Source organism: Dechloromonas agitata is5 (assembly GCF_000519045.1).
In the GTDB taxonomy this organism is placed as follows: domain Bacteria; phylum Pseudomonadota; class Gammaproteobacteria; order Burkholderiales; family Rhodocyclaceae; genus Azonexus; species Azonexus agitatus.
The window spans coordinates 2,084,285-2,098,777 of the sequence record NZ_KI912532.1; the positions used below are offsets into that span (position 1 = coordinate 2,084,285).

General features: G+C 62.9%; 15 protein-coding genes. 12 read left to right on the forward strand and 3 right to left on the reverse strand.

What is annotated here, in order from left to right; all coding sequences use genetic code 11:
• Window positions 1-43: 43 nt before the first annotated feature.
• Window positions 44-790 carry a type 1 glutamine amidotransferase gene (locus tag K420_RS0110235; RefSeq protein ID WP_232422760.1) on the reverse strand — a complete coding sequence of 249 codons (747 nt, stop codon included), beginning with the start codon at window positions 788-790 and terminating at the stop codon, window positions 44-46.
• Here K420_RS0110235 and K420_RS0110240 point away from each other — a divergent pair.
• The 7 genes from K420_RS0110240 (at window position 779) to K420_RS0110270 (ending at window position 7,035) form a co-directional block, all read left to right on the forward strand.
• On the forward strand, window positions 779-1,417 hold the full coding sequence (locus K420_RS0110240; protein WP_027457977.1) for a retropepsin-like aspartic protease family protein: 639 nt from the start codon (window positions 779-781) through the stop codon (window positions 1,415-1,417). The genes K420_RS0110235 and K420_RS0110240 overlap by 12 nt on opposite strands.
• Window positions 1,418-1,426: 9 nt before the next feature.
• A complete protein-coding gene (locus K420_RS0110245) occupies window positions 1,427-1,684 on the forward strand; it encodes a hypothetical protein (RefSeq protein ID WP_027457978.1) in 258 nt (85 codons plus the stop codon).
• Window positions 1,681-2,277: a CoA pyrophosphatase gene (locus tag K420_RS18690; protein WP_035854717.1), complete on the forward strand. Its 597-nt coding sequence runs from the start codon at window positions 1,681-1,683 to the stop codon at window positions 2,275-2,277. The genes K420_RS0110245 and K420_RS18690 overlap by 4 nt, the downstream gene beginning before the upstream one ends.
• Before the next feature lie 62 nt (window positions 2,278-2,339).
• Window positions 2,340-3,263, forward strand: coding sequence for a CobD/CbiB family protein (locus K420_RS0110255; protein WP_027457979.1), 924 nt, complete (start codon window positions 2,340-2,342; stop codon window positions 3,261-3,263).
• Between the two features lie 26 nt (window positions 3,264-3,289).
• Window positions 3,290-4,471 (forward strand): acetyl-CoA C-acyltransferase family protein, encoded by a 1,182-nt coding sequence (locus K420_RS0110260; RefSeq protein WP_027457980.1) that lies wholly within the window; start codon window positions 3,290-3,292, stop codon window positions 4,469-4,471.
• Window positions 4,472-4,672: 201 nt separating this feature from the next.
• Window positions 4,673-6,085: a circularly permuted type 2 ATP-grasp protein gene (locus K420_RS0110265; protein WP_027457981.1), complete on the forward strand. Its 1,413-nt coding sequence runs from the start codon at window positions 4,673-4,675 to the stop codon at window positions 6,083-6,085.
• A 2-nt stretch (window positions 6,086-6,087) separates the two neighbouring features.
• A complete protein-coding gene (locus tag K420_RS0110270; protein WP_027457982.1) occupies window positions 6,088-7,035 on the forward strand; it encodes an alpha-E domain-containing protein in 948 nt (315 codons plus the stop codon).
• Between the two features lie 65 nt (window positions 7,036-7,100).
• Here K420_RS0110270 and K420_RS0110275 read toward each other — a convergent pair whose 3' ends face one another.
• Window positions 7,101-7,643, reverse strand: a complete 543-nt coding sequence (locus K420_RS0110275; RefSeq protein ID WP_027457983.1) for a phasin family protein — start codon at window positions 7,641-7,643, stop codon at window positions 7,101-7,103.
• Between the two features lie 635 nt (window positions 7,644-8,278).
• Between K420_RS0110275 and K420_RS0110280 the strand changes: the two genes are divergently transcribed.
• The 5 genes from K420_RS0110280 to K420_RS0110300 all read left to right on the forward strand — a co-directional run bounded on the left by K420_RS0110280 (window position 8,279) and on the right by K420_RS0110300 (window position 12,847).
• Window positions 8,279-8,530, forward strand: coding sequence for a DUF4212 domain-containing protein (locus K420_RS0110280; protein WP_027457984.1), 252 nt, complete (start codon window positions 8,279-8,281; stop codon window positions 8,528-8,530).
• 12 nt (window positions 8,531-8,542) lie between these two features.
• Complete coding sequence (locus tag K420_RS0110285) at window positions 8,543-10,348, forward strand: sodium:solute symporter family protein (RefSeq protein WP_027457985.1); 1,806 nt, start codon at window positions 8,543-8,545, stop codon at window positions 10,346-10,348.
• A 120-nt stretch (window positions 10,349-10,468) separates the two neighbouring features.
• Window positions 10,469-10,822, forward strand: coding sequence for a hypothetical protein (locus K420_RS0110290; RefSeq protein ID WP_027457986.1), 354 nt, complete (start codon window positions 10,469-10,471; stop codon window positions 10,820-10,822).
• 59 nt (window positions 10,823-10,881) lie between these two features.
• A complete protein-coding gene (locus K420_RS0110295; RefSeq protein WP_027457987.1) occupies window positions 10,882-11,574 on the forward strand; it encodes a response regulator transcription factor in 693 nt (230 codons plus the stop codon).
• Complete coding sequence (locus K420_RS0110300; RefSeq protein WP_027457988.1) at window positions 11,561-12,847, forward strand: sensor histidine kinase; 1,287 nt, start codon at window positions 11,561-11,563, stop codon at window positions 12,845-12,847. The genes K420_RS0110295 and K420_RS0110300 overlap by 14 nt, the downstream gene beginning before the upstream one ends.
• An 18-nt stretch (window positions 12,848-12,865) precedes the next feature.
• Here K420_RS0110300 and K420_RS0110305 read toward each other — a convergent pair whose 3' ends face one another.
• Window positions 12,866-14,482, reverse strand: coding sequence for an NAD(P)/FAD-dependent oxidoreductase (locus tag K420_RS0110305; protein WP_027457989.1), 1,617 nt, complete (start codon window positions 14,480-14,482; stop codon window positions 12,866-12,868).
• Window positions 14,483-14,493 lie beyond the last annotated feature (11 nt).

Sequence of the window (14,493 nt, forward strand, 5' to 3'; positions counted from 1 at the left end):
AAGGGCAGCCGAGGCTGCCCTTTGTTTTCTGTGGTTTCCCTGGTCAGCGAGCCAGCCCCTGGATCCACACCGAGTAGAGCTGACTGGCCAGTTGGCGCATGGCACCGAGGTGCTGCGGGGTCTGTTCCTGCATCGCTTCCGGCGACTGGACGCTGGACTGATCGGCGACCGCAGCGACTTCGTCGGCCCACTGCGTGCTCCAGGTGGTGATCATCTCGGGGGTCATTTCGACATGGCATTGCATGGCCAGGTGTGGGCCGCAGGCGAACATCTGGTTGGCGCAGTGCGGGCTGGAAACGAGGCGGCTGGCACCTTCCGGCAGGCTGAAAGTCTCCCCGTGCCAGTGGAAGACGGTTCCCGCCCGGCCGGCGAACGCACCCAGCCAGTGCTGTGCGAGTGGATCGGATTCGGCGTAGACCGTTCCCCAGCCGATTTCCTTGACCGGGTTGGGGGTGATCTGTCCGCCCAGCGCCTTGCTGATCAGTTGCCCGCCGAGGCAGTGGCCGATGAGCGGGATGTTGGCGGCGTCGGCCTGGCGGATCAGCTGGCAGGTGGCATCGATCCACGGCAAGGGGTCGTTGACGCTCATCGGACCGCCCATGAAGCAGAGGCCGGCGTAGTCCTCGGGGCTTTCGGGAACCGCTTCGCCAGCATCGACCGCGATCAGGCGCCACGGAATCCCGTGCTCCTCAAGGAATATGGCAAAATAGCCCGGACCTTCAGAGGGAGTGTGACGGAAGATGGCAACGGGTTTCATGGCGCAGGGCGGGTCGAAAAAATGAAACGTCATTTTACGCTCATTGCCCTGGCGCTGATCTTGATCCCTTATGAGGCTGGTGCGCAGGAGGTCGGGTTGGCCGGCATTCTGGGCAGCAAGGCGATGCTAATGATCAACGGGGGCGAGCCACAGGCCGTGCCGGTTGGTCAGACGGTCGATGGCGTCCGGCTGATCTCCATTCAGGGGGATCAGGCCGTGATCGAAATCGGTGGCAAGAAGCGCGCCCTGCGCGTTGGCCAGCATGCCGTTGGCGCCGTCGGTGGCGACGGTTCCGGCAAGATTGTCATGGTTGCCGACGGCCAGGGGCATTTTTTGACGACCGGCACGGTCAACGGGACTTCCGTGCGCTTTCTGGTCGATACCGGCGCGACGATGATTTCGTTGGGAGCGGCTGATGCGCGCCGGATTGGCGTCGATTTCAACCGCGGCCAGAAGGCGCTGACCAACACAGCCAATGGCCAGGCGGTAGTAAGCAAGGTTCAGCTCGATACGGTCAGGATCGGCGATGTCACGTTGCACAACGTCGATGCGCTGATCCATCAGACCGACATGCCCGTCGCGTTGCTCGGCATGAGCTTCCTCAACCGGATGGAAATGCAGCGCGATGGTCACACGATGACCCTCAAAAAACGATACTAGGAGAGCGAAATGCCACAACGGGACCAGGAAATTGCGCTGCTGCGCCGGGAAATTGAATTGCTGATGGGCGAGCGTCAAGCGCTGTTGCGCGTTGCGGGATCGGCCGCCGTGCTGATCGCCAGCCTCGACAGCAAGCGTCTGCCGGTCGGTGCGGTCGAATCGGCCGATCTGGTGGCGACGTCGATCAACGATCTGTCGGAAGAGACGCTGCAGGATGCGTTGGCGTCGGTCAATGCCGAAATCGAGGAGGATGCGCCGGCACGATGACGGTCGATCTGCAGCGTTTGCGGGCCAGCCTGCTGGCGGAACCGCCGACCGGGCAGGTCGTGCTGGAGGACGGGGCGCTCGGTGAGCCACTGACACCGGCTGCCGTTCTTTTTCCGATTATCCTGCGCGATGCCGGTCATACCGTGCTGCTCACCCAGCGGACGGCCCATCTGCGCGACCATGCCGGGCAGATCAGCTTTCCCGGTGGGCGGGTCGAGGCACACGACGCGACGCCGATGGATACGGCCCTGCGCGAGACCGAGGAGGAAATCGGACTTTCCCGGGAGCGGGTCGAAATCCTCGGTTTCCTGCCTGAATACCGCACCGGAACAGGTTTCCGGGTGACCCCGGTGGTTGCGCTGGTGACTCCGCCCTTCGATCTGCAGCCCGATCCGTTCGAGGTGGCCGAGATTTTCGAGGTGCCGCTGTCCTTTTTGCTCGATCCGGCCAACCATCAGCAGCATTCCTTACATTATCGTGGCGCCCTGCGGAATTACTTTGCCATGCCTTACGGCGACTATTTCATCTGGGGGGCGACGGCTGGCATGATCCGCTCGCTGACCGAGCGACTTGGACTTCTCCGCGCCGCCTGAGCCGTGGTATCGTGGTACTTTGAAATAAGAAAATTAGCCGAATACGGCAAATCTCGGCCCCCATGAGTCTTCTGTCGCTGATCGCAGTCTTCCTCATCGAGCAACTGCAACCCTTGGATTACCGCCGCATCGTTGCCGAGCCGCTGGGTGCCTGGGCGGATTTCGTCGAGTCGCAGTTCAATGCTGGTGCCTATCGCCATGGCGTGCTGGCTTGGTGCCTGGCCGTACTGCTGCCGGTGGGCGTGGTCGGCGGGATCTATGCCGCCCTGTATGCGCTGAACCCCATCTTCGCGCTTTTGCTGAATGTCGGCGTGCTCTACCTGACCATGGGGTTCCGGCAATTCAGCCATCATTACACGGAGATCCAGCTGGCATTGCGCGAGGAGGACCTGCCCCGGGCGCGCCAGTTGCTCGAAACCTGGCAAGGGCGTTCTGCCTACAACCTCGGTTCAAGCGACATTGCCCGCCTGTCCATCGAGGGGGCTCTGGCCGCCTCGCACCGCCATGTGTTTGCCGTTTTGCTCTGGTTCGTCCTGCTGCCCGGGCCGTGCGGGGCCTTGCTCTATCGCCTGGCGATGATCGTCCGCGAACGCTGGGCAACGAAGGGGGGAGAATCAGGCAAGGATTTTGCAACATTCTCGGCACAAAGCTTCTCTATCATCGACTGGTTGCCGGTTCGCGTCACCGCAGCGGCCTTTGCCATCGTCGGCGATTTCGAGGATGCTGCTTATTGCTGGCGTACCCAGGCCGGCGCCTGGCCCGATCGCGACCTGGGCATCGTCCTGGCGGCCGGTGCCGGCGCCCTCGGTGTGCAACTGGGGCAGCCAGTGGTCGATGGCGTCGAGCTTGCCGACCGGGCCGAACTGGGCCTGGGGGAACCGGCCGATGTCGATTTCATGCAAAGTGCCGTCGGGCTTGTCTGGCGGGCCACGGTGCTGTGGATGTTGTTGCTCTTTTTGTTGGGGCTCGCCAGCTTGGTGGGCTGAATCAATTTCACTGAGGAGGTAGGTACATGTCTAAAGATGTTGTCGTTCTGAGCGCAGTTCGTTCCCCGGTTGGTGCTTTCGGTGGCTCCCTGGCCGACATGGATCCGTGCGATCTGGGTGGTATCGTCATGAAGGAAGCGATCGCCCGCTCCGGCGTTGATCCGCAGCAGATCAACTACGTGACCGTCGGCACCACGATGCCGGTCGATTCCCGTTATGCCTACGTTTCCCGCGTCGCGTCGATCCAGGCCGGCCTGTCGATGGATTCCGTCGCCATGCAGGTTTCCCGTCTGTGCGCTTCCGGCTTGCAGGCCATCGTCACCACCGCCCAGAACATCATGCTGGGCGATGCCGAATACGGTATCGGCGGTGGCGTCGAAGTCATGTCCAAGGTGGCCTACCTGATGCCGGCTCTGCGTTCCGGGGCCCGCATGGGTGACACCAAGGCGATCGACGCCATGGTTGCCGTGCTGACCGACCCGTTCGGCGTTGGCCACATGGGCATCACCGCCGAGAACCTGGCGGCCAAGCATGGTTTCACCCGTGAAGACCAGGATGCCTTCGCCGTTGAATCGCAGCGTCGCGCGGCTGCTGCCATCGATGCCGGTTACTTCAAGTCGCAGATTCTGCCCATCGTCAAGCAGACCAAGAAGGGCGAAGTGGTGTTCGATACCGACGAGCACCTGAAGCGTGGCACGACCATGGAGTCGCTGGCCAAGATGAAGCCGGCCTTCAAGAAGGACGGTACCGTGACCGCCGGTAACGCTTCCGGCATCAATGATGCCGCTGCATTCTTCGTCCTGGCCGATGCGGCCAAGGCTGCTGCGGCCGGCCAGAAGCCGATCGCCCGCATGGTGTCCTATGCCGTGGCCGGCGTGCCGAACGACGTGATGGGCGAAGGCCCGATCCCGGCGACCAAGCTGGCGCTGAAGAAGGCTGGCCTGACCCTGGACCAGATGGATGTCATCGAGTCGAACGAAGCGTTTGCCGCCCAGGCCCTGACTGTTTCCAAGTGCCTCGGCCTGGATCCGGCCAAGACCAACCCGAACGGCGGTGCCATTGCCCTCGGCCACCCGGTCGGCTGTTCCGGTGCTTTCATCGCCACCAAGGCGATATATGAAATGAACCGCATCGGCGGCAAGTACTGCCTCGTCACCATGTGTATCGGTGGCGGCCAGGGTATCGCGGTCATCTTCGAACGCGTCTAAGCCTTTCGCGGCACACCCTGAACAACCCGCCGGAGCGATCCGGCGGGTTTTTTTATTTGCACCAAGATAAAAAATCATCGCACCGTTGTGGTGCGTCAATAGTTCGAAAGTGGTATTCGGCGCATGATTTAAGACTGATTTGCGGGTGGCATGGAACCTGCTGAATTCAGTTCGAGAGCATCCTCAGCGACGAGTCCTAACATGAACTTCTATAACGAGATGTATGACGCCCAAGGCGGCGTCCGGGGGCATTACAAAGGGTATGAAGACTGGCTCAAGGCGACACCGCCGGAGCGCATCGAGCGCAAGCGAGCCGAAGCCGATCTGGCCTTTCACCGGGTCGGCATCACCTTCGCGGTGTATGGCGAGGAGGCGGGGAAAGAGCGGCTGATCCCCTTCGACATCATTCCCCGGGTGATTCCATCCGCCGAGTGGAAAGCCTTGCAGGCCGGCCTGCGCCAGCGGGTCAAGGCACTCAACATGTTCCTGTGGGATGTGTACCACGATCAGCATATTCTCAAGGCCGGCGTCATCCCGGCCGAGCAGGTGCTGAACAACGCCCAGTACCGGCCGATCATGCAGGGTGTCGATGTGCCGGGACGGATTTACGCGCACATCACCGGCGTCGATATCGTACGGGCCGGTGAGGGCGAGTTCTATGTACTCGAGGACAACCTGCGCGTCCCATCCGGCGTCTCCTACATGCTGGAAGACCGCAAGATGATGATGCGCCTGTTTCCGGAACTGTTCGCCAAACACAAGGTGGCGCCCGTCCAGCATTACCCGGACATGTTGCTGGAAAAGCTGCGCGCCGTATCGCCCAAGGGGGTCTCCAATCCGACGGTAGTGCTGCTGACGCCGGGGGCCTACAACAGTGCCTACTTCGAGCATACCTTTCTGGCCCAGCAGATGGGCGTTGAGCTGGTCGAGGGGCGCGACCTCTTCGTCAAGGATCAGGTGGTCTACATGCGGACGACGCAAGGGCCGCAGCGTGTCGATGTGATTTATCGCCGCATCGACGATGACTTCCTCGATCCGCAAGTGTTCCGTGCCGATTCGGCCTTGGGGGTGCCGGGGCTGATGCAGGCGTACCGCGCCGGCAATGTCACCCTGGCCAACGCGGTCGGCACTGGCGTCGCCGACGACAAGTCGATCTATCCCTATGTACCGGAGATGATCCGCTTCTACCTCGATGAGGAGCCGACGCTGAACAATGTGCCGACCTATATGTGCCGCAAGCCGGATGATCTGAAATACGTGCTCGATCACCTGCCGGAACTGGTGGTCAAGGAAGTGCACGGCGCAGGCGGTTACGGCATGCTGGTCGGCCCAGCTTCGACCGCGGAGCAGATCGAACACTTCCGCCAGTTGCTGATCGCCAAGCCGGACGGCTACATCGCCCAGCCGACCTTGGCGTTGTCCAACTGCCCGACCTTCGTCGAGGAAGGCATCGCGCCGCGCCATCTCGATTTGCGCCCCTTCGTGTTGTCGTCGGGCGAGTGCGTGAACATGGTGCCAGGCGGCCTGACCCGCGTCGCCCTGACCAAGGGCTCGCTGGTCGTCAATTCGTCGCAGGGCGGCGGCACCAAGGACACCTGGGTTCTGGAGGACTAATCATGCTGAGTCGTACTGCCGATCATTTGTTCTGGATGTCGCGCTACATGGAGCGCGCCGAGAATCTGGCCCGTTTGCTGGACGTGACCTACCAGATGTCACTGGTCCCGCAATCCGAGGAAGCGGCCAACCAGAGCTGGAGCGCCATCATTGCGTTGAACAGCCTAGAAGAGGCTTATGCCGCCCAGTATTCCGTGGTCAATGGCGAGAATGTGCTGAAGTTCATGGTCAGCGATGCGGGCAACGTTTCGTCCATCCATAGCTGCCTGCGCATGGCGCGGGAAAATGCCCATGCCGTGCGCGGCACGCTGACCACCGAAATGTGGGAAACGCTGAACTACACCTGGCTGGAGGCGCGCAGCCGCAGTTTCGAGCAACTGCTCAGCGCCGGCATCAGCGAGTACTTCGAATGGGTCAAGATGCGTTCGTCGTTGACCCGCGGCACGACCCTGGGCACCTTGCTGCAGGACGAGGCCTACCATTTCATTCGCCTCGGGACGCTGCTCGAGCGGGCCGACAACACGGCGCGCATCCTCGACTTCAAGTATCACGTGCTGCGGCCGCAGGGCGATGAAGGGGCGACCGACTTTTACCAATGGGCGGCCCTGCTGCGTTCGGTGTCGGCCTTCGAGGTCTATCGCAAGGTCTATCGCGACGTGATCACGCCGGATCGGGTGGCCGAACTGCTGATCCTGAACAAGGACATGCCGCGTTCCCTGCATTTCTGCCTGAACGGCGTGATCAAGAACCTGGACCTGATCGCCAACCGCCAATCCGGCGAAACCGCCCGCCAGGCCGGCCTGCTACACGCCCAGCTGCACTACGGTCGGATCGGGGGCATACTCGAACACGGCCTGCATGAGTGGCTGGAGGACTTCATGGATCGCATCTACCTGCTCGGCAATGGCATCAGCAAGGATTTCCTCGTGCCGATGGACGAAGCGGCCTGAGCTTCGCGGTCAACGAAAAAGGCCCGCCATGTTTGGCGGGCCTTTTGCATTCCGGGGGTCGGAAATTACTTGCCGGAAGCCTTCTTGGCGGCCTTGACGGTGGCGCTGGTGGCGGCGGCGATGTTGTTCTGGGCCAGTTCGGTAGCCTGCTGAGCAGCCTTGCGCATGTTGTCGAAAGCCGAGTTGGCGGCAGCGATGGCGCTCTGCACGGCAGCGACGGCGACATCGGAACCGGCCGGTGCGGACTTGGCGGCCTTTTCCAGCATGCTGGCGACGTTCTTCTGGAAGTCGCCGAACTGGGCCTCGACCATCTTCGTCAGCTGCTCCTGCATCTCGGCGGAGATTTCATAGACCGACTTGCCGTAAGCAACGGCCTTCTCGACGCCGGGCTGGGTCAGGGAGGCCTGGATGGCGACAGCTTCCTTGACGTCCTTGGCGCCCATCAGGGCCTTGGTGTTGGCAACGGAGTCCTCGAGCACCGAGCGGGCGGTTTCGAGGTTCAGGGTGGCGATGCGCTCGGCGGAAGCCAGGGCGGTGTTGGCAACAGCCAGCAGCGAATCGACAGCGGCTTTGTTGGCGGCAGCAAACTGCTCGGGATTAATCGACATGGAACACTCCTGTGGTGGTCGTGGTGGAAAATTCATAATTACCACGACAGTGTAACAGCTTTATTGCGAATATGTTGCAGTGCAGCATGAAAAATAACTATTTTTCACGATGTGTTGTTTCGGTGGCAAACGCTTGTTTCAATGCGGAAATTGGGGCGTGCTGCGGCGTTTCCGCGCAGGCCGCGTGTTGCCGGCGCTGATCGCGGGCAGAAGGCGGGGCCAGTCGGGGGCAAGGCCGGGGCGTCAAAAAAACAGCCCACCGAAGTGGGCTGGAAATGTCGTGTTCGAAGCGCAGCAATGCTCTGAACCGGCTCTAGGGAGCAGGCGCAGGATAGCAAGCCGGTCGTCTGCATTGGATCAGGAAAAGATCAGTATTCGATCAGTGAGCCAAGCCTTCCGCGTGGCGGCGCAATACCGCTCGGGGCGGGCCTTTCCGCGTTTCGCTGAAGGTCGCCATCGGGCTTTGTCAGGGCTGCATCAACGCTAGGTCAGTAAATGATCAAGGCGCCCCCGGCGGAGGGGGAAAGCCCGTTTTTTTGTCAGCCCGCCGTAAGTTTCCGGCAAAAAACTGAACTCGGGATGTTGGGGTCAATGCGCCTGAATGTCCCGTCAATTAAACCAAAGGAGACAATCCCATGAACGATACAGGTAAGGCCTATTGGTCTGCTGTACTGGGGCTGCTGGCCAAGGTGCTCGTCATCTGGTTCGTAGTCTCGTTCGGCGCCGGCATCCTGTTTGCCGATGCGCTGAACAGCATCAAACTCGGCGGCTATCCGCTGGGCTTCTGGTTTGCCCACCAGGGGTCGATCTACGTGTTCATTGCCCTGATCTTTTACTACGCCAAGGCCATGAACAAGATCGATCGCAAATTCGACGTGCACGAGTAACGAGGAGCCGAAATGGATCTGCAAACCATGACCTACCTGGTGGTCGGCGCCTCGTTCGCTCTGTACATCGGGATTGCCATCTGGGCTCGCGCCGGTAGCACCAGCGAGTTCTACGTCGCCGGCGGCGGCGTGCACCCGGTCACCAACGGGATGGCGACGGCGGCCGACTGGATGTCGGCCGCCTCGTTCATCTCGATGGCTGGCCTGATTTCCAACATGGGCTACGGCGGCGGCCTGTTCCTGATGGGCTGGACCGGCGGCTACGTCCTGCTCGCCTGCCTGCTCGCCCCGTACCTGCGCAAGTTCGGCAAGTTCACCGTGCCGCAGTTCATCGGCGACCGCTTCTACTCGAAGACGGCGTCGACGGTGGCGGTGGTCTGCCTGCTGACGGCGTCGATCACCTACATCATCGGTCAGATGACGGGTGTCGGCGTCGCCTTCTCGCGCTTCCTGGGCGTGTCCAGCGAAATGGGCATCTACATCGGTATGGGCATCGTCTTCGCCTATGCCGTGTTTGGCGGCATGAAGGGCATCACCTACACCCAGGTCGCCCAGTACATCGTGCTGATCCTGGCCTACACGATCCCGGCCGTCTTCATCTCGCTGCAACTGACCGGCAACCCGTTGCCGCAACTGGGCCTGGGTGCCGACATGGTCGGCACCAACGTGTCGCTGCTCGAGAAGCTCGACCAGGTGGTGACCGATCTCGGCTTCGGCAAGTACACCACGACGACGGCCGGCAGCACGCTGAACATGTTCGTGTACACGCTGTCGCTGATGATCGGTACGGCCGGTTTGCCGCACGTCATCATGCGCTTCTTCACCGTGCCGAAGGTCGAGGATGCCCGCTACTCTGCCGGCTGGGCGCTGGTCTTCATCGCCATCCTGTACACCACTGCACCGGCGGTTGCCGCGATGGCCAAGATGAACCTGATCGGTACCACCAACGTGGCAGCGATGAAGGGCGGCGACATGTTCGCGCCGGAGTCCAGCCTGAAGGCCGAAGAGCGTCCGGACTGGATGAAGCGCTGGGAAAAGACCGGCCTCCTGAAGTTCGAGGACAAGAATGGCGACGGTCGCATCCAGTACTACAACGACAAGACCAAGGACGCCGCCGTCAAGGCCAAGGCGGACGCTGCCGGCTGGAAGGGCAACGAGCTGACGGTCAACGCCGATATCATCGTACTGGCCAACCCGGAAATCGCGCTGCTGCCGAACTGGGTCATCGCCCTGGTTGCCGCCGGTGGTCTGGCTGCTGCCTTGTCGACCGCTGCCGGCCTGCTGATGGCGATCTCCGCTGCGGTGTCGCATGACCTGATCAAGGGTGTCATCAAGCCCGATATCAGCGACAGTGGCGAACTGATGGCCGGCAAGATCTCGATGGCCATCGCCATCGTCATCGCCGGCTACCTCGGCCTCAATCCGCCGGGCTTCGCAGCCGGTACGGTGGCCTTGGCCTTCGGTATCGCGGCCTCCTCGCTGTTCCCGGCGATCATGATGGGCATCTTCTCGAAGAAGATGAACAAGGAAGGCGCCATCGCCGGCATGCTGGCTGGCCTGGCCGTCACCCTGATCTACGTGTTCGCGCACAAGGGCATCTTCTTCATCAAGGGGACCGAGTTCGTGAATGCCATCGGCGGTCCGAATAGCTTCTTCGGCATCACGCCGGAAGCCTTCGGTGCCGTGGGTGCGCTGGTGAACTTCATCGTCGCCTTCGTGGTCGACAAGATGACCAAGGAACCGCCCGAGCACATCCAGCACCTGGTCGAAAGCGTCCGCATCCCGCGTGGCGCCAAGGCGGTGGATGGTGCGCACTAAGTTGTAGTCATGCTGCCGGCGGCCGTTCGTGGCCGCCGCAGATCCGCCCCGGCCGAGGTGGCCGGGGCGTTTTCGAAGGACCGAACAAGATGTTGCATCTGTTGAAGACGGGAGTTAGCCATGGTGTTTGACGTCAGTGTCGCCCTGACCTGGATACTCTTCATTGCCCTGTTTCCGATCACCTATTTCTGGATGCGCCGGGCCTGGCGCATCGTCGTGCGCCGGGATTATTCCGAGGTGGCCCTCAAGCGTGGCGTTTCACCGCCGAATCCGGCCCGTTTCGCCCCCTTTGCCGCCGCCATCAACCTGATTGCCGGAGGCATCATCGGCTTTGTCATCATCGGCGTACTGGCCGGCGGCATGCCCTACGAAACCTGGACCGCCATTGCCGGTTCGACCCTGTGGTTGAAGTTCATGCTCGATTTCGCATTGAGCCGCCACGCCCATCCGTTTATATTGCGCAAACGCGCTTAGGCGGGCATGTCGCCCGCCGCGCCCGCCGGGCAGATCCGGCACCCTTTGCTTGAGCAGGCATGGCACACAGTGTTCTCGTTGTTGAGGATGACCGCGACCTGGCGAGGAATCTGGTCGACTACCTCGATTTGCGTGGCTACGCCACCGACTATGCACCCGATGGCTTCGCTGCCATCAACCGATTGCAATCCGGCCACTACGACCTGGTCATTCTTGACCTGATGCTGCCCGGCATCGACGGCATCGCCGTCTGTCACCGCCTGCGCCACGAACTGATGAAGCGCACGCCGGTGATCATGCTGACCGCCAAGGACGATGTGGACGTCAAGGTGTCTGCCTTCGACTTCGGGGCCGACGACTACATCGTCAAGCCGGTTGCCCTCAAGGAACTGGAGGCCCGGGCTCGCGCGCTGATCCGGCGGGCGAACAGCGAAGGCGACAGCCCGGTGCTGGTGGTCGGCGACCTGCGCCTCGATACCGGCACCCTGCGTGTCGAGCGGGCCGGCCGGCCGATCAGCATGCCGCCTGTCCAGTTGCGCCTGCTCGCCCTGTTGATGAAGCATGCCCCCAATGTCGTCAGCCAGCAGGCGATCACCCGCGAAATCTGGGGAGAGGAGGCTGGCGACAAGCATTCCATGGTGGTTCACATGCATGCCTTGCGCACCGCCATCGACAAACCGTTCGACAAACAGCTGATCCATACCGTGCGGGGCTTTGGCTATCGCATCGCCCTGGCCAATGAATCGCTATGAGAGCCTGCGGCAGCGGCTGGTCCAGCCGTTCCTGCTGCTCGGTTTCATCGTCGGTGCCACGCTCAGCCTGACCACCTTCGCGCTGCTCGTGCAGATCGAGGAGCGGGCCATCGCCCGGGCGCTGCATGTCGAACTGGAGAGCTTCCGCCACCGCCTGTCGCACAACCCGCGGGCGGCACCGGCCGAGTCGGCGCTGCTGCGCGGACTCTACCTGCCGACGCCGGACCTGACGCTCTTTCCGCAGCTTGCCGAGGGCGAGGAGAGCCTGGAGTTTCGCACCCTGGGCGATGGTGAATACAGCGTGCTGTTCACCCGCATCGGAGGCCGGCCGTTCGCGCTGGTCTACGACCGCACCTACATCCGCAGCAACATTGCCCAGATTGCCCTGTTGCTGCTGGTGACCACGGCGGGCACCACGCTGCTCTCGTTCCTGGTCGGCTATCGCCTGTCACGGCAGATCGTGCAGCCCATTGCCCGGCTGCTCAAGGAGGTTTCGCAGAAGGCCGGCCAGGCGCGGCGGCCCGGCGAGCGTATCCGTTTTTCGGGCGACGATTACCCGAGCGACGAAATCGGCCGCCTGGTGCAGGAGCTCGACCGCTTTTCCGTCCGCCTGCATGAGTTCATCGAGCGGGAGAGCTATTTTGCGGCCGATGTCAGCCACGAATTGCGCACCCCGATCGCGGTGATCGCCGGAGCTACCGAGGTGCTCGAAGAAGTGCCGGACCTGCCGGAGGCCGTGCGCCAGCGGGTCGCTACCATCGGTCGCCATGCCCGGCGCCTGTCGCAAGTGGTCGAAGCCATGCTGCTGCTTGGCCAGGAAGAGGCGTCCGACGGAGATCCGTCCTGCGTGCTCGGCCAGGTGGTCGAAGAGGTGGTTGCCGATTGCCGGCCGTTGCTCGACGGCCGCCCGGTGTTGCTCGAAACCCGCATCGTCGAGCCGGTCGTGTTGCCTGTCGAAGGCTCGCTGGTCTATGTGCTGATCAGCAACGTGGTGCGCAATGCCTGTGCTCACACCCGCCGCGGGCATGTGCAGGTCCGGCTGGCCGCCGGCCACGTGGCGATCAACGATACCGGCATCGGGATTCCCGAGGAGCGCTTTCCGGCGCTCTTCCAACGCCACACCAAGGGTGAGGCCAGCCCCGGCCACGGCCTTGGCCTGTCGATCGTCGCCCGCATCTGCGAGCGCCTTGATTGGCACGTCTCGGTGAGCAGCGATGAGGCGAGCGGCACCACCTTCCGCTTCGACTTCCCGCCCCAGCCTGCCGGGCGCTGAGGCGCGCCCCGCCCCGGGTCAGGCCGGGCGCAGCATGTCCCGTGCGACAGCCTCGGCCACCTTGATGCCATCGACGCCGGCCGACAGGATGCCGCCGGCGTAACCGGCACCTTCGCCGGCCGGGTAGAGGCCGCGCGTGTTGATGCTCTGGAAGTCCGGGCCGCGCTTGATGCGGATGGGGGAGGAGGTGCGCGTCTCGACGCCGGTCAGCACCGCATCGGCCATGGCAAAGCCACGAATCTGCCGGTCGAAGGCCGGGATCGCCTCGCGCAGGGCTTCGATGACGTAGGGCGGCACGCATTGGGCGAGGTCGGTCCAATGCACGCCTGGCTGGTAGGAGGGCTCGACGCTGCCCTGGGCCTGTGAGGGGCGGCCGGCCAGGAAGTCGCCGACCTTTTGCGCCGGGGCGTCGTAGTTGCCGCCACCGGCGACGAAGGCGGCGGATTCCCACTGGCGCTGGAAATCGATGCCGAGCAGGGGATTGCGCCGGTAGTCGCCCGGGAAGTCTTCCGGGCGCACCTCGACGACGAGCGCCGCGTTGGCATTGCGCTCGGCGCGCGAGTACTGGCTCATGCCGTTGGTCACGACGCGGCCCGGTTCCGAGGTGGCGGCGACGACCTGGCCGCCGGGGCACATGCAGAAACTGTAGGCGGCGCGGCCGTTTTTGCAGTGATGCACCAGCTTGTAGTCGGCGGCACCGAGAATTTCGTTGCCGGCATTGGGGCCGAAGCGGGCGTGGTCGATCAGCGTTTGCGGGTGTTCGACGCGGAAGCCGATCGAGAAGGGCTTGGCTTCGACGTAGACACCGCAGTCATGCACCATCTGGAAGGTGTCGCGGGCGCTGTGGCCGACGGCGAGCACGACATGGCGGCTGCGCAGCTGTTCGCCGCTGGCCAGTTCAACGCCGGTGATCTGGCCGTTGTCGACCAGCAGGCGCTCGACCTTGCTCTCGAAGCGGATTTCGCCGCCCAGTTCGGTGATCTTGTGGCGGATGTTCTCGACCATCTTGACCAACCGGAAGGTGCCGATGTGCGGCTTGCTGACGTAGAGGATTTCCTCCGGCGCGCCGGCCTTGACGAACTCTTCCAGCACCTTGCGGCCGTGGAACTGCGGGTCCTTGATCTGGCTGTACAGCTTGCCGTCCGAGAAGGTGCCGGCGCCGCCCTCGCCAAACTGGACGTTCGATTCCGGGTGCAGGTTGTGCTTGCGCCAGAGGTCCCAGGTGTCCTTGGTGCGTTCGCGGACGATCTTGCCGCGCTCCAGGATGATCGGCTTGAAGCCCATCTGGGCCAGTAGCAGGCCGGCCATGAAGCCGCAGGGGCCCATGCCGATGATCAGCGGGCGTTCGGCGAGACCGGCCGGGGCGTGGGCGACGAATTTGTAGGAAGTATCCGGCGTCGGGCCGACGTGCTTGTCGTCAGCCAGCTTGGCAAGGATGGCGGCTTCGTCGCGCAGTGTGCAATCGAGCGTGTAGATCAGCGAAATGGCCGATTTCTTGCGGGCATCGTAGCCCCGGCGAAAGATCGTGAAATCGAGCAGGTCGCCGTCGGCGATGCCCAGGCGCTGGCAGATCGCCGGGCGCAGGGCGTCGGCGGCATGGTTGAGCGGCAGCTTCAGTTCGGTGATGCGCAGCATGGCGGCGGTTC

What these genes read in the sequence shown, in the direction of transcription:
- K420_RS0110280 (WP_027457984.1), top strand. Translation starts at nt 8,279, where the DNA reads ATGAACGATACAGGTAAGGCCTATTGGTCTGCTGTACTGGGGCTGCTG.
- K420_RS0110235 (WP_232422760.1), bottom strand. Translation starts at nt 790, where the DNA reads ATGACGTTTCATTTTTTCGACCCGCCCTGCGCCATGAAACCCGTTGCC.
- K420_RS0110285 (WP_027457985.1), top strand. Translation starts at nt 8,543, where the DNA reads ATGGATCTGCAAACCATGACCTACCTGGTGGTCGGCGCCTCGTTCGCT.
- K420_RS18690 (WP_035854717.1), top strand. Translation starts at nt 1,681, where the DNA reads ATGACGGTCGATCTGCAGCGTTTGCGGGCCAGCCTGCTGGCGGAACCG.
- K420_RS0110260 (WP_027457980.1), top strand. Translation starts at nt 3,290, where the DNA reads ATGTCTAAAGATGTTGTCGTTCTGAGCGCAGTTCGTTCCCCGGTTGGT.
- K420_RS0110265 (WP_027457981.1), top strand. Translation starts at nt 4,673, where the DNA reads ATGAACTTCTATAACGAGATGTATGACGCCCAAGGCGGCGTCCGGGGG.
- K420_RS0110300 (WP_027457988.1), top strand. Translation starts at nt 11,561, where the DNA reads ATGAATCGCTATGAGAGCCTGCGGCAGCGGCTGGTCCAGCCGTTCCTG.
- K420_RS0110295 (WP_027457987.1), top strand. Translation starts at nt 10,882, where the DNA reads ATGGCACACAGTGTTCTCGTTGTTGAGGATGACCGCGACCTGGCGAGG.
- K420_RS0110245 (WP_027457978.1), top strand. Translation starts at nt 1,427, where the DNA reads ATGCCACAACGGGACCAGGAAATTGCGCTGCTGCGCCGGGAAATTGAA.
- K420_RS0110270 (WP_027457982.1), top strand. Translation starts at nt 6,088, where the DNA reads ATGCTGAGTCGTACTGCCGATCATTTGTTCTGGATGTCGCGCTACATG.
- K420_RS0110290 (WP_027457986.1), top strand. Translation starts at nt 10,469, where the DNA reads ATGGTGTTTGACGTCAGTGTCGCCCTGACCTGGATACTCTTCATTGCC.
- K420_RS0110305 (WP_027457989.1), bottom strand. Translation starts at nt 14,482, where the DNA reads ATGCTGCGCATCACCGAACTGAAGCTGCCGCTCAACCATGCCGCCGAC.
- K420_RS0110255 (WP_027457979.1), top strand. Translation starts at nt 2,340, where the DNA reads ATGAGTCTTCTGTCGCTGATCGCAGTCTTCCTCATCGAGCAACTGCAA.
- K420_RS0110240 (WP_027457977.1), top strand. Translation starts at nt 779, where the DNA reads ATGAAACGTCATTTTACGCTCATTGCCCTGGCGCTGATCTTGATCCCT.
- K420_RS0110275 (WP_027457983.1), bottom strand. Translation starts at nt 7,643, where the DNA reads ATGTCGATTAATCCCGAGCAGTTTGCTGCCGCCAACAAAGCCGCTGTC.